The sequence below is a fragment of the Microbacterium maritypicum genome, assembly GCF_008868125.1.
GTDB classification, from domain to species: domain Bacteria; phylum Actinomycetota; class Actinomycetes; order Actinomycetales; family Microbacteriaceae; genus Microbacterium; species Microbacterium maritypicum.
Genome location: NZ_WAAQ01000002.1, coordinates 912,335 through 924,869, shown reverse-complemented (window position 1 = coordinate 924,869; position 12,535 = coordinate 912,335). Strand labels below are relative to the sequence as shown.

Below are 12,535 nucleotides of genomic sequence, written 5' to 3'. Positions count from 1 at the left end.
ATGACCGCGGTCAGCCGTCGATCACGGAGACGAGCTCGTCGAGGAACGCCTCGAAGGTCGTCCCCTTCCGGACGATCCGCTGCACGCTCTCGCGCTCGCTGAACACTTCGACCAGCTGCTCGAACACGGTCTGGAACGCCGCACGATCGCTCTCGCTGAAGGCCGCGAGCGCGACGACCTGCACGCGTCCTCCGCCCCACGCCGCAGAGCCGTCGGCGACGCCGATGGCGATGGCGGTGCGGCTCGCGGTCATCTGGAGCGCGTGCGGGACCGCGAGCGCATCCGTGAAGGCGGTCGAGGACATCCGCTCGCGCACGATGGTGTTCTCGACGTAGTCCTCGCCGATCAGCCCCGCCTGGACGAGGAGCCCGCCGAGGCGTCGGATGATCGCCTCCTCCCCCTCGTCCGGCAGCGGGAACACGTAGGCGTCGGCCAGGAAGTAGCGGGCGAGCTCACCCCGAAGGCGCGTGAGACGTCGGCCCCGACGCACCCGAGCCGCCGCCTGCTGGATGCGGTCGACGTCGGCGTCGGTCAGGAACGGCTGGATGCGCACGAAACGGTCGCCGGAGGACCCCGGTTCGATCGTGCTGAGCACGAGGTCGGTGTCGAAGGACGACCAGTCGGGATCGACGTTCGTCACGACGGTCGTGACCTCGATCGCCGAGCCCAGCGAGCGGTCGACGCTCGAGCGGAGCAGCTCGTGCAGCTCGTGATACCCCGGGCAGACGATAGTGGCGGTGAGGATCGACTCGGCCTTGCGGCTGCGCTCCAGCCGTCCGCCGACATGCATGGCGATGTACGCGATCTCATCGTCGTGGATGGGCGTGCCGACGCGGTCGTGCAAGCCGCTGGCGATCGAGACCGCCACCTCGAAGATCATCGGATACGTCGTCTTGAGGGAGCGGGTGAGCGGGTTGCGCGTCAGCGCGCTCTCCTCGGCGCGACGCAGCAGGTTCTGCACGTGCAGCGCGAGTCGGAGCACGAACGTCTCGTCGACCAGGTCGACCTGGAAGTCCTCGGCCGCCCGGCTGATCTCGGCGCGCACGGCGGCTTCGACGGCCGGGTCCACGCCGCTGCGCGCGACCTCCCGGGTGGCATCCTCACCGGGGGCGACGATGCGGGTGAGCACGAGGGAGGCGAGGTGGCCGCTGTCGCCCTCGCCGAGCACGACCGAGAAGTGCTCCGCGGCCAGGCGGGCGATGACCGCGCCGACGCGCGGGATCTCCTCCCGCGTGCCCGCCGGCGAGGATTCCAGGGCGTGTCCGGCCGCGACCCGCTCCGCCGCGATGGCGATGTGCAGCAGCACGTCGGCGATCGCGAGCTCGTTCACGTAGTAGCCGAGCTCGCCGAGTTCGCGGACCAGGGAGGACTTGAACGGCCCGACGGCGCTGGCAGCCACCGCGGACCCGGAGAGCGCACGGCGGAAGGTCTCGGGGTGGAAGGACGCGTCGTCCATCTCGTCGTGCGCGAGCCTGCTGAGAAGACGGCGCTGCGCGGGCTCATCGCCTCGGAGACGCACGCGCTCCCGGTCTCGCTCGAGCAGGAGCTCGGTGCCGTCGAGCAGGCCGCGCACCCGCACCAGGTCCGCCTCGAGAGTGGCCTCGCTGACGTGCAGCTCGTCGGCCGTGTCGAACACGTCGATCCCGGCAGGCTCGTCCAGCAGGAGCCGCACCAGCGTGTGAAGCCGATCGCGCGGCGCCGACTCCCCCGTCTGACGCATCCGGAGCGCACCACGGGCACCGGGCCCTGCACGATACCCGGCCGGGCCGGACTCGATCACGCCGGCACCGGGCGTGCGCGCATTCAGCGCCGCGACGTAGGAGCGGATGCTTCGCGGCGTGACTCCGAGCAGATCGGCGAGGCTCGCGGCCGTCGCCCATCCTTCCTGGCGCAGCAGCGCTGCGAGGAGCTGGTCCTGGCGCTGGCGCGACATGATCCTCCCCTTCCCGCGTGCTGACCGCACTGTCTCGACGTGGTCTCCATGATGTCAGCATGCCGGCATGCGCGGGCGGAAGCCCTCGTTCCGCGGGGGCGGAAAGGAACCTGTTGGCGCGGCACCCCCTCCGGTTCACAGACTGTTCTCAGGAAGGTGGGAATCGATGAGGATCCTCGTGGTGTGCGGCGCCGGCGCGTCGAGCACGTTCGTCGCACAGCGGCTCCGCACGGCGGCAGCAGCGGCCGGTCTCGACTGGGACGCGACGGCCGGGATGGAGAGTTCCGTCTCCGACTCCGGCTCCGACCTCGTCCTCGTCGGCCCGCACCTGAGCGACCGGCTGGAAGCCATCCGCACCCGTGCGCACGCGCCCGTCGCAGTGCTCCCGCATGACGTCTTCGCCGACCGCGACGGCTCCCGCACCCTCGTCTTCGCCCGATCGATCCTCGCCGCCGCCGGCGACACCCCGAAAGGAACACCATGACCGCCACCCGCACCGTCCGGATCGGCTCCTCCCACGGACTGCACGCCCGCCCGGCGAAGCTCTTCGCGCAGGCGGCGAAGGATTCCGGCATCGCCGTGACGATCGCCAAGGACTCGGGCAAGCCGGTCAACGCGGCGAGCATCCTGGGCGTCATCGCCCTGGCGATCGAGTACGGGGACTACGTGACGCTCACGGCCGACGGCGACGGTGCAGAGGGCGTCCTCGACACCCTCACCGAACTGCTCACCACGGACCACGACCAGGACGCCGCCGGATGAGCGAGCTGCGCGGAGTGGGGATCGGTCTCGGTGTCGCACAGGGGCCGATCATCCGCATGTCCGAGGCGATGCCCGCCCCGGAGAACACGCCGAGCACCGTGGGTGCCGAAGCCGAGCGCGCCCGGGTCCACGATGCCGTCGCGACGGTCGCCCGAGAGCTGAACGAGCGCGGCGCGGCCGCGGGCGGCTCCGCGCAGGAGGTGCTCGAGGCACAGGCGATGATCGCCGAGGACCCGACCCTCCAGGACGAGGTCGACACCCGCATCGACGCCGGCGCGACCGCCGAGTGGGCCGTGCACGACGCGTTCGCCGGATTCCGCGCGACACTCGAGGCCGTCGGCGGCTATCTCGGCGAGCGGGCTGCCGACCTCGACGACATCGCACAGCGAGTCCTCGCGCATCTTCGGGGCGTCGACGCCCCCGGAGTGCCCAGCCCGGGACACCCGTTCGTCCTGGTCGCGCGAGACCTCGCCCCCGCCGACACCGCCCTCCTCGACCTGGACCAGGTCCTCGCGCTGATCACGACCGACGGCGGGCCCACGTCGCACACGGCGATCCTCGCCAGGGAGAAGGGCATCGTCGCGATCGTCGGCGTCGCGGACGGTGCACTGCTCACCACGGGCGAGACGGTGATCGTCGACGCCGCCGCCGGGGTCGTGACCCGCGAACCGACCGAAGAGGAGAAGGACCGTGCCACGCAGCGCGCTGCCGCCCGCCGCTCGGCCGACGCCGCTCCGCTGACTCCCGGCGCCCTCGCCGACGGCACGCCTGTCGCACTGCTCGCGAATCTGGGGAAGCCCGCAGACGCTGCGGATGCGGTCGCTCGGGGGGCCGAGGGCGTCGGGCTGTTCCGCACCGAGTTCCTGTTCCTCTCCTCGGCGCAGGCGCCGACGATCGCCCAGCAGCGCGAGTCCTACCGGGCGCTGCTGGCGGCGTTTCCGGGCAAGAAGGTCGTGGTGCGGATGCTGGATGCCGGTGCCGACAAGCCGCTGGCGTTCCTCAACGACGCGCACGAGGAGAATCCCGCGCTGGGGCTCCGGGGCCTCCGGGCCCTCCGGGCGAGCGAGGACATCCTGCGCGAGCAGCTGACCGCCCTCGCCGAAGCCGACGCCGAGACCGAGGCCGACCTCTGGGTGATGGCCCCCATGGTCGCCACGGTCGAGGAGACCGTGTACTTCACGGGTCTCGCCCGCGAATACGGCCTGCAGACGGCCGGGGTGATGGTCGAGATCCCCGCGAGCGCCCTGCTCGCCGACCGCGTGCTCGCGCACGCCGACTTCGCCTCGATCGGCACCAACGACCTCACGCAGTACACGATGGCCGCCGACCGCATGCTGGGTTCCGTCGCCGGTTTCCAGGACCCCTGGCATCCGGCCGTGCTCAGACTCGTCCGCGAGGTCGGCGATGCGGGCGCCCGACTGGCCAAACCCGTCGGCATCTGCGGCGAGGCGGCGGCCGACCCGCTGCTGGCCGTCGTGCTCGTCGGGCTCGGAGCCACGAGCCTCTCGATGGCGCCGTCCGCTCTGGCGGACGTGCGACACGCACTGTCCGAACGCACCCTGTCCGAGGCGCGGAGCCTCGCCGAAGCCGCCCTGGCCGCTGACGATGCCCCCTCCGCCCGTACCGCCGCGGCGACGCTCGCCGCGGAACTCCCCCTCCACAAGAAAGAGACGACATCATGACGACGACGTCACCTGCCGCCACGAAACCGGGCGGCCTCCGCGTAGGAGTGCAGCGTTTCGGCACGTTCCTCTCGGGCATGATCATGCCCAACATCGCGGCCTTCATCGCCTGGGGCTTCATCACGATGCTCTTCATCGCCGTCGGCTGGCTGGGGTGGTGGCATCCGGTGTCCGACCTCCTCGGCGGCTTCGGAAACGCCGACGTCATCGGCTGGCAGGGAGCGATGACGGCTCTCGCCCAGGACGAGAACGGCGCCACGTTCCCGCAGTATGTCGGCCTCGTCGGGCCGATGGTCACCTACCTGCTTCCGCTGCTCATCGCCAACACCGGCGGTCGCATGATCTACGGCGAGCGCGGCGGCGTGGTCGCCGTGATCGCGACGATGGGTGTGATCGTCGGCACGAACATCCCGATGTTCCTCGGCGCGATGATCATGGGCCCGCTCGCAGCGTGGATCACGAAGCAGATGGACCGGCTGTGGGACGGCAAGATCCGTCCGGGCTTCGAGATGCTGGTGAACAACTTCTCCGCCGGCATCCTCGGCATGCTGCTCGCCATCGTCGGCTTCTTCGTGTTCGGACCGGTGATGCTCGCGGTGAGCACCTTCCTCGGCACGATCGTGGACTGGCTGGTGAACTACCAGCTGCTGCCGCTGCTCTCGGTCATCGTCGAACCGGCCAAGGTGCTGTTCCTCAACAACGCCATCAACCACGGCGTGTTCACCCCCCTGGGTCTGCAGCAGGTCGAGGAGGCCGGCAAGTCGATCCTGTTCCTCATCGAGGCGAACCCCGGCCCCGGCATCGGTCTGCTGCTCGCGTTCAGCTTCTTCGGCGTCGGCGCGGCGAAGGCGTCGGCACCGGGCGCGGCGATCATCCAGTTCTTCGGCGGCATCCACGAGATCTACTTCCCGTACGCGCTGAGCAAGCCGATCACCATCCTCGCGCTCATCGCGGGTGGTGCCACCGGCGTCACGACGAACATGGTGCTGAACGGCGGACTCGCCTTCCCCGCGGCTCCGGGCAGCATCATCGCGGTCACGGCCGCGGCGGTCGCACCGGCGGCGGGCGGAGTGGCGAACCTGCTGGTCGTGTACCTCTCGGTCGTGCTGGCCGCGGTCGTGACCTTCCTGCTCACGGCGGTGTTCCTGCGGGCCTCCCACAAGCGCGACCTCGAGGCCGAAGGAGACACCTTCGGCGCGGCGATCGCGCAGACAGAGGCGAACAAGGGCAAGTCGTCCGCCGCGATGGATGCCCTGCGGACGTCGACGGCGGCGACGACCCCCGAGGCTGCGGCCGCTCCGAGCACCACCGCGATCGCCACCACTCCGATCGAGCGCATCGTGTTCGCGTGCGACGCCGGTATGGGATCGTCCGCCATGGGCGCCAGCGTCCTGCGCAACAAGCTCAAGAAGGCCGGCATCGAGGACATCACCGTCACCAACCAGGCGATCGCGAACCTCGACGGCACTGCCGACGTGGTGATCACGCAGCAGCAGCTCACCGAGCGCGCCACCGCGAAGTCGCCGAACTCGGTCCACGTGTCGGTCGACAACTTCATGAACTCGCCCAAGTACGAAGAGGTCGTCGAGATGGTGCGCGAGCAGCGAAAGGAAGCAGAATGAGCGTTCTCACCCCCGAGCAGGTCCGCATCCATCCCGGAGGGGCGACGCGGGACGACGCGCTCCAGGAGGCGACCGACATCCTGGTCGCCGCCGGAGCCGTGACACCGGCGTACGTCGATGCGATGAGGCAGCGCGAGGAGACTGTGTCGACCTTCATGGGCAATGGCCTCGCCATCCCGCACGGCACGAACGACGCGAAGGATGCGATCCTCGCCTCGGCCCTGTCCGTCGTCCGCTACGACGGCGGCGTGGACTGGGCCGGCGACCCGGCGACGTTCGTGATCGGCATCGCGGGTGTCGGTGACGAGCACCTGGAGATCCTCTCCCGCATCGCGATCCTGTTCTCCGAGGAGGACGATGTCGCGCGGCTCACCGCGGCGCAGACCCCCGAGGAGCTCTACGCCCTCCTCTCGGAGGTGAACGAGGGATGAAGGCGGTCCACTTCGGGGCGGGCAACATCGGGCGCGGGTTCGTCGGTCTGCTGCTGCGCCAGGGCGGGTACGAGGTCGTGTTCTCCGACGTCGCGGATGCCCTGGTCGACGCGATCAACGCGGTCGACTCCTATACCGTGCACGAGGCCGGCCCCGGAGGGACCGATCACGTCGTCACCGGCTTCCGAGCGGTGAACAGCCGGACGGACCCCGCCGTCGTGGCCGAGGAGGTCGCATCGGCCGACATCGTCACGACCGCGGTCGGACCGACCGTGCTGCGCTTCGTGGCTCCGTCGATCGTCGCGGGGCTCGCCTTGCGCTCCCCCGCCGCCGGGCCGCTGCAGGTGATGGCGTGCGAGAACGCGATCGGCGCTACCGACCTGCTCCGCCGCGAGATCGCCGCGGCCGCAGGGGCGGATGCCGACACGCTGCTGGCCAGAGCGGTCTTCGCGAACACCGCCGTGGACCGCATCGTGCCGGCGCAGCCGGAGGGAGCAGGGGTCGATGTCACCGTCGAGCCCTATTTCGAATGGGCGATCGAGTCAGGGCCGTTCAGGGGGAACCTGCCCCACATCCCGGGAGCGCACTTCGTCGACGACCTGGCCCCGTACATCGAGCGCAAGCTGTTCACGGTGAACACGGGCCATGCGGCTACCGCGTACTTCGGAGCCCGCGCCGGCATCGAACGCATCTCGGATGCTCTGGCGGACCCCGCCATCGCGGCGAGCGTCTCGGCGGCTCTCGAGGAGACATCGGCGGTGCTGGTCGCCGAGCACGGCTTGGACCCGGACGATCTCGCCGGCTACCGTGCGACGATCCTCGATCGGTTCCGCAACCCCGCGCTCATCGACACCGTCCAGCGCGTCGGTCGCCAACCGCTGCGCAAGATCTCCCGGCACGAGCGCTTCGTGGGTCCTGCCGCCATGGCCGCGGAGCGCGGCCTGCCCACTGAGGCTCTGGTCGCGGCCGTCTCGGCAGCGCTCGAATTCGACGACCCGGCGGACGAGCAGTCGGTCGAGCTGCAGCAGCTGCTGCGGACCGAGGACCCTGACGCTCTCACCACGAGGACGACGGGCCTCGACCCCGAGCATCCGCTGTTCCGCTCGGTCCGCGACGCCGTCGCCGCCCGGCAGCACGGCCTCGATATCGCCTGACCCACAGCTCATCCACGCCCCCGCGCTGCCGATACGATCGGTGGGCGGGGGCGTTTTTCGAGCACGACGATGTGCGGGGAGCCAGATGAACAGATATGCCGTGATCGGCGCGGGGCCGTCGGGCCTCGCCGCAGCACGTGCGTTGCACACGCGCGGGATCACCGTCGACGGTTACGAGGCGTCGCACGGCGTCGGCGGGCTGTGGGACATCACCAATCCCCGCAGCACGATGTACGAATCCGCACACCTCATCTCCTCGCGCACGACCACCGAGTTCGCCGAGTTCCCGATGCGCTCTCGCGTCGACTACCCCGGTCACCGGGTGCTCAAGAAGTACTTCGACGACTACGCGGAGCACTTCGGACTCACCGAGCTGTTCCGGTTCGACACCAGGGTCACCCGCCTCGAGCCGCGCGACGGCGGCTGGGACCTGACCAGTGCCGGCCCCACGGGGAACGAGACCCGCTGGTATGCCGGAGTCGTCCTCGCGAACGGGACGCTCGCCGAGCCGAACGTGCCGACGTTCACCGGGGAGTTCAGCGGCGAGCTGCTGCACACGAGTGCCTACAAGTCGCCCGAGCAGCTGAAGGACAAGCGCGTACTGCTGATCGGCGCAGGCAACTCCGGCTGCGACATCGCGGTGGATGCCGTGCACCATGCGGTCTCGGTCGACATGAGTGTGCGGCGCGGGTACTACTTCGTACCCCGCTACCTGTTCGGCAGGCCCAGCGACACCCTCAATCAGGGACGCCCACTTCCGGCGCGCATCAAGCAGGCGGTCGACAGCCGCGTGCTACGGGCCTTCACGGGTGACCCCGTGCGGTTCGGGTTCCCCCGGCCCGACTACCGCATCTACGAGTCGCACCCGATCGTGAACACCCTGATCCTGAATCACCTCGGGCAGGGCGACCTGCGCATCCGGCCGGACATCGCCCGATTCGAGGGGACGGCGGTGCACTTCCGCGACGGCAGCGCCGACGACTACGAGCTGGTGCTGCTCGCCACCGGGTACACCCTCGACTACCCGTTCGTGGACAGGGAGCACCTGCACTGGCGCGGCGCCTCGCCCCGGCTGTTCCTCAACGTCTTCCCCGCATCGTTCAACGGCCTCTACGTGATGGGCATGATCGAGGCCTCAGGCATCGGCTGGCAGGGCCGCTACGAACAGGCCGAGCTGCTCGCGGCCTACCTCTCCGCCGTCGAGGAGGACCCCGCGCGCGCCGCCCGTTTCCGCGAGCGGGTGACCGGAGCACCCTGGCCCGATGTGACCGGCGGCTACCGCTACCTGGGCCTGGACCGGATGGCGTACTACGTCAACAAGGACGCCTACCGGGGCGCTGTGCGGCGCGAGAAGAGCGCGCTGGAGGTGTCGGCGTGAACGTCGACGACGTGGTCCTGTCCTTCACGCCGGGCACGCTCACGATCCTCAACGTCGTGCTCGGCCTGATCATGTTCGGCATCGCCCTCGACACCTCGCCGAGCGACTTCCGCGTCGTGGCGAAGCATCCGAAACCGTTCGTGATCGCGATCCTCGCACAGCTGCTCCTGCTGCCGATCGCCACCTTCGCACTCACCCTCGTGCTTCCCGTGCCGCCGTCGATGGCGCTGGGCATGCTCCTGGTCGCGTGCTGCCCACCAGGGAACATCTCGCAGGTGCTCACCCACCGCGCCGGCGGCAATGTCGCCCTCTCGGTCTCGCTCACGGCGGTCGGGAATCTGATCTACATCTTCGCGATGCCGCTCAGCATCACCTTCTGGGGATCGCTGCACCCGACGGCACGCACGCTGCTGCGTGACGTCGCCGTCGACCCCTGGCGCATGCTGCTCGAGGTCCTGCTCATCGTGGGGCTCCCGTTCGCGCTGGGACTGCTGCTGCGTGCCGGCGCTCCGCGGTTCAGCGCCCGTGTGCAACCGTTCGTGAAGTGGTTCAGCCTCATCGCGCTGCTCGGGTTCATCATCGCCGCGCTCGTGGGCAACTGGGCGGTGTTCGTGCAGGTCCTCGGCATCATCCTGATCGTGGTCGCGGTCCACGACGCTGTCGCCCTGGCCCTCGGCTACGGCACAGCGGTGATCGGCGGGCTCGGCACCCGCGAGCGCAAGGCCATGACGTTCGAGGTCGGCATCCGCAACGCCGGCCTCGGCCTCGGGCTGGTGTTCCTGTTCTTCGACGGGCTCGGAGGCATGGCCGTCGTCGCCGGCTGGTGGGGCATCTGGGACATCATCGCCGGCCTCGTGCTCGCCGGGCTCTGGGCGCGGCACACCAGAAGACGAACTGGCTCCTCGTCCGGCGACGCGAGCGGCCGCACGAAGGCGGAGGCTGCCTGATGCCGCGCGTGCTCATCACGGGAGGAAGCGGGTTCCTCGGTTCGCATGTCGCCGCGGCCCTCGCGGCCCGCGACGACGTCGAGCTGGTCGTCTGCGGCGATCTTCGACACGGGGTGCCTCGCGACGGCATCATCGACGAGACGCTGGATGTGACGGACTCAGCCGGCCTCGCCCCGCTCCTGCGACGGCACGCGATCGACACGGTCGTGCATCTGGCAGCCATCGTCAATCCCGGTCGCGACGTCGAGCAGGAGTATCGCGTCGATGTCACCGGGTCCGCGAACGTGCTCGCCGCGTGCGTGGAGGCAGGTGTCCGGCGGATCGTGGTCTCCAGCTCCGGGGCCGCCTACGGCTACCATGCGGACAACCCCCGATGGATCGACGAGGAACAGCCTCTGCGCGGCAACGACGCCTTCCCGTACGCGCGGCACAAGCGCCTGGTCGAGGAGATGCTCGCGGAGCACCGGGCTGCCCACCCCGAGCTCCAGCAGGTGGTGTTCCGCATCGGCACGATTCTCGGGCCGACGGTGCGGAACCAGATAACGGCGCTCTGGGATGGACGACGGATACTCCGGATAGCCGGATCCGCATCGCCCTTCGTCTTCATCTGGGTGGATGACGTGGCTGCGGCGATGGTGCGCGCGGCGACCGACGGCCCACCGGGCATCTTCAACGTCGCCGGAGACGGATGCCTGACCGTTCCCGAGATCGCCGAACGCCTGGGGAAGCCGCAACTCGTCCTCCCGGCGTGGGCGTTGTCGGGGGCCCTGCGCATCGGGCGGATGCTGCGTCTCACGGAGCACGGACCGGAGAAAGTCCCCTTCTTGCGGTACCGGCCGGTCCTGGCCAACGCAGACCTCAAGAGGGTGTTCGGCTACACCCCGCTGCGCACGAGCAGGCAGGCCTTCGAGGAGTACCTCCGCACGCACCCCACGATCGCCCGGGAGAGACGCCGGGCGCAGTAGCGTGGAGCCATGCAGAAGAAGCGTGGACGCCGGATCCTGAAGCGTGTTCTGTGGAGTGTCGCGATCGTGCTGGTGCTCGCCGTCGGCGGCGTGCTCGCGTGGTCGCAGATCGGCGTCATGGCCGCCGAGCCGGAACCGCTCGCGGCCGTGCGAGAGAACCCGGCGATCACCGTGACCGACGCGGACGAGGGCATCGTCCTCGCCCCGGCCGACGGCGCGTCGGAGCGCGGACTGGTGTTCATCCCCGGAGCCAAGGTCGACCCCTGGGCATACGCCGCGATACTGCAGGGGCTCGCAGAGGACGGGGTCACCGTCGTGATCACCCGACCCTGGCTGAACCTGGCGTTCTTCGATCCGCGCGGCCTCGATGCCTTCACAGCTGCGGCCCCCGACGTCGATGTCTGGAGCGTCGGCGGTCATTCCCTGGGCGGCGTACGCGCCTGCCAGCTCGCCGCCGACGCCGATGCGCTCGTGCTGTTCGCCTCCTACTGCGCGAACGACCTGTCCGAGAGCGGGCTCCCCGTCCTCAGCCTGTCCGGAAGCGAGGACGGGTTGTCCACCCCGGAGAAGATCGCCGACGCACGGGACCAGCTGCCCACCGACGCCGACATGGTCGAGATCGACGGCGCTTCGCACGCCTCCTTCGGCGACTACGGCCCGCAGGACGGGGACGGCACTCCCTCGATCTCTCGCGAGCAGATGCACGCAGAGGTCACGCGTCTCACCGAGAGCTTCCTCGCGCCACTCGCCCCGTGAGGGTCACTCCCCCGCCGTCCCGAGGATCGGGTCGAGCAGCGGATGCAGGTGCCGTGTGCGCAGAACCGATGCCGCGGCTCGGGCCCCTGCTCCGAGTGCGGCGGTGACGTCCGCCCCGTCGAGACGCGCATCGAGCACGCCGGCCAGGAAGGCATCACCGGCGCCGTTCGTGTCGACGACCTCCACGGGCGCAGCCGGAACCCGGTGCAATTCTCCGTTCCCGTCGATCGCCACCGCCCCGTCGGCGCCCAGGGTGCACACGGCGAGGCCGGCCCCCGCCGCGATGCGTGAGCGCAGGAACGCGACCGGGTCATCGAGGCGGTCCGCATTGCAGAACACGGCGTGAGCGGCGTCGAGGAACGGCCGGTGGAAGGGCGCAGTACCGTCGTAGTCGTGCACGTCCACCCAGATCGGAGTGCCGGTCGCTCGAGCGACCGGCAGCAGCCGCAAGGGCTCCGCCGCGAGATCGAGCACGATGGCATCGGCCGCCGTCATCTCGTCGCGCACCTCTTCGTCATGCTCTCCTCGCGTCTCCTGCGGCGTCGACAGGTACAGCGACACGCGCTCCCCCGCCGGTGTCATCAGGTTCAGATGCCGTTCGGTGATGCCGTCGCTCCACCGCGTCCGCACACCGGAGGCACGCAGGGCTTCGCGGACGCGTCGGCCCTCCGCGTCCGTCCCGGTGATGGCATGGAGCCGCGTCGTGCGGCCCAGTGCGGTCAGGCTGAGCGCTTTGCCGGCGCTGGTCCCGCCGACCGTCTCCCACGTGTCCTCGGCGAACTGCATGTGCGGCTCCGGTTCCGGCAACCGATCGAGCACGACGATACGGTTCCACGACGCGGGGCCGACGATGAAGACGGACGCGGGTTCGGAGGCGGGAGGCATGACACCATCCTGCCGTGCGG

General features: G+C 69.9%; 12 protein-coding genes. 10 read left to right on the top strand and 2 right to left on the bottom strand.

What is annotated here, in order from left to right:
- Positions 1 to 10: 10 nt before the first annotated feature.
- Positions 11 to 1,933, bottom strand: coding sequence for a BglG family transcription antiterminator (locus tag F6W70_RS15235; protein ID WP_151487182.1), 1,923 nt, complete (start codon positions 1,931 to 1,933; stop codon positions 11 to 13).
- A gap of 166 nt (positions 1,934 to 2,099) precedes the next feature.
- Here F6W70_RS15235 and F6W70_RS15230 point away from each other — a divergent pair, with 166 nt between their 5' ends.
- The 10 genes from F6W70_RS15230 to F6W70_RS15185 all read left to right on the top strand — a co-directional run bounded on the left by F6W70_RS15230 (position 2,100) and on the right by F6W70_RS15185 (position 11,630).
- Complete coding sequence (locus tag F6W70_RS15230; RefSeq protein ID WP_151487181.1) at positions 2,100 to 2,417, top strand: PTS sugar transporter subunit IIB; 318 nt, start codon at positions 2,100 to 2,102, stop codon at positions 2,415 to 2,417.
- Entirely contained in the window at positions 2,414 to 2,695 is a 282-nt protein-coding gene (locus F6W70_RS15225) for an HPr family phosphocarrier protein (RefSeq protein ID WP_136041541.1), read from the top strand. Before F6W70_RS15230 ends, F6W70_RS15225 begins: the two co-directional genes overlap by 4 nt.
- On the top strand, positions 2,692 to 4,377 hold the full coding sequence (gene ptsP, locus F6W70_RS15220) for a phosphoenolpyruvate--protein phosphotransferase (RefSeq protein ID WP_151487180.1): 1,686 nt from the start codon (positions 2,692 to 2,694) through the stop codon (positions 4,375 to 4,377). Before F6W70_RS15225 ends, ptsP begins: the two co-directional genes overlap by 4 nt.
- On the top strand, positions 4,374 to 5,999 hold the full coding sequence (locus F6W70_RS15215) for a PTS mannitol transporter subunit IIBC (RefSeq protein WP_151487179.1): 1,626 nt from the start codon (positions 4,374 to 4,376) through the stop codon (positions 5,997 to 5,999). The genes ptsP and F6W70_RS15215 overlap by 4 nt, the downstream gene beginning before the upstream one ends.
- Positions 5,996 to 6,430 (top strand): PTS mannitol transporter subunit IIA, encoded by a 435-nt coding sequence (locus F6W70_RS15210; protein ID WP_151487178.1) that lies wholly within the window; start codon positions 5,996 to 5,998, stop codon positions 6,428 to 6,430. Before F6W70_RS15215 ends, F6W70_RS15210 begins: the two co-directional genes overlap by 4 nt.
- Entirely contained in the window at positions 6,427 to 7,584 is a 1,158-nt protein-coding gene (locus F6W70_RS15205; RefSeq protein WP_151487177.1) for a mannitol-1-phosphate 5-dehydrogenase, read from the top strand. The genes F6W70_RS15210 and F6W70_RS15205 overlap by 4 nt, the downstream gene beginning before the upstream one ends.
- A gap of 85 nt (positions 7,585 to 7,669) precedes the next feature.
- The gene (locus F6W70_RS15200) at positions 7,670 to 8,962 is read left to right on the top strand and encodes a flavin-containing monooxygenase (RefSeq protein WP_151487176.1); all 1,293 of its coding nucleotides are present in this window, start codon (positions 7,670 to 7,672) and stop codon (positions 8,960 to 8,962) included.
- Positions 8,959 to 9,909 (top strand): bile acid:sodium symporter family protein, encoded by a 951-nt coding sequence (locus F6W70_RS15195; protein WP_017828477.1) that lies wholly within the window; start codon positions 8,959 to 8,961, stop codon positions 9,907 to 9,909. Before F6W70_RS15200 ends, F6W70_RS15195 begins: the two co-directional genes overlap by 4 nt.
- Positions 9,909 to 10,874, top strand: a complete 966-nt coding sequence (locus F6W70_RS15190) for an SDR family oxidoreductase (protein WP_151487175.1) — start codon at positions 9,909 to 9,911, stop codon at positions 10,872 to 10,874. Before F6W70_RS15195 ends, F6W70_RS15190 begins: the two co-directional genes overlap by 1 nt.
- 9 nt (positions 10,875 to 10,883) lie before the next feature.
- Complete coding sequence (locus F6W70_RS15185; RefSeq protein ID WP_151487174.1) at positions 10,884 to 11,630, top strand: alpha/beta hydrolase; 747 nt, start codon at positions 10,884 to 10,886, stop codon at positions 11,628 to 11,630.
- Positions 11,631 to 11,633: 3 nt separating this feature from the next.
- On the opposite strand, the gene F6W70_RS15180 is transcribed toward F6W70_RS15185, so the two are convergent.
- Positions 11,634 to 12,515 (bottom strand): carbohydrate kinase family protein, encoded by an 882-nt coding sequence (locus F6W70_RS15180; RefSeq protein ID WP_151487173.1) that lies wholly within the window; start codon positions 12,513 to 12,515, stop codon positions 11,634 to 11,636.
- Between the last annotated feature and the right edge of the window lie 20 nt (positions 12,516 to 12,535).

What these genes read in the sequence shown, in the direction of transcription:
- F6W70_RS15235 (WP_151487182.1), bottom strand. Translation starts at nt 1,933, where the DNA reads ATGTCGCGCCAGCGCCAGGACCAGCTCCTCGCAGCGCTGCTGCGCCAG.
- F6W70_RS15230 (WP_151487181.1), top strand. Translation starts at nt 2,100, where the DNA reads ATGAGGATCCTCGTGGTGTGCGGCGCCGGCGCGTCGAGCACGTTCGTC.
- F6W70_RS15225 (WP_136041541.1), top strand. Translation starts at nt 2,414, where the DNA reads ATGACCGCCACCCGCACCGTCCGGATCGGCTCCTCCCACGGACTGCAC.
- ptsP (WP_151487180.1), top strand. Translation starts at nt 2,692, where the DNA reads ATGAGCGAGCTGCGCGGAGTGGGGATCGGTCTCGGTGTCGCACAGGGG.
- F6W70_RS15215 (WP_151487179.1), top strand. Translation starts at nt 4,374, where the DNA reads ATGACGACGACGTCACCTGCCGCCACGAAACCGGGCGGCCTCCGCGTA.
- F6W70_RS15210 (WP_151487178.1), top strand. Translation starts at nt 5,996, where the DNA reads ATGAGCGTTCTCACCCCCGAGCAGGTCCGCATCCATCCCGGAGGGGCG.
- F6W70_RS15205 (WP_151487177.1), top strand. Translation starts at nt 6,427, where the DNA reads ATGAAGGCGGTCCACTTCGGGGCGGGCAACATCGGGCGCGGGTTCGTC.
- F6W70_RS15200 (WP_151487176.1), top strand. Translation starts at nt 7,670, where the DNA reads ATGAACAGATATGCCGTGATCGGCGCGGGGCCGTCGGGCCTCGCCGCA.
- F6W70_RS15190 (WP_151487175.1), top strand. Translation starts at nt 9,909, where the DNA reads ATGCCGCGCGTGCTCATCACGGGAGGAAGCGGGTTCCTCGGTTCGCAT.
- F6W70_RS15185 (WP_151487174.1), top strand. Translation starts at nt 10,884, where the DNA reads ATGCAGAAGAAGCGTGGACGCCGGATCCTGAAGCGTGTTCTGTGGAGT.
- F6W70_RS15180 (WP_151487173.1), bottom strand. Translation starts at nt 12,515, where the DNA reads ATGCCTCCCGCCTCCGAACCCGCGTCCGTCTTCATCGTCGGCCCCGCG.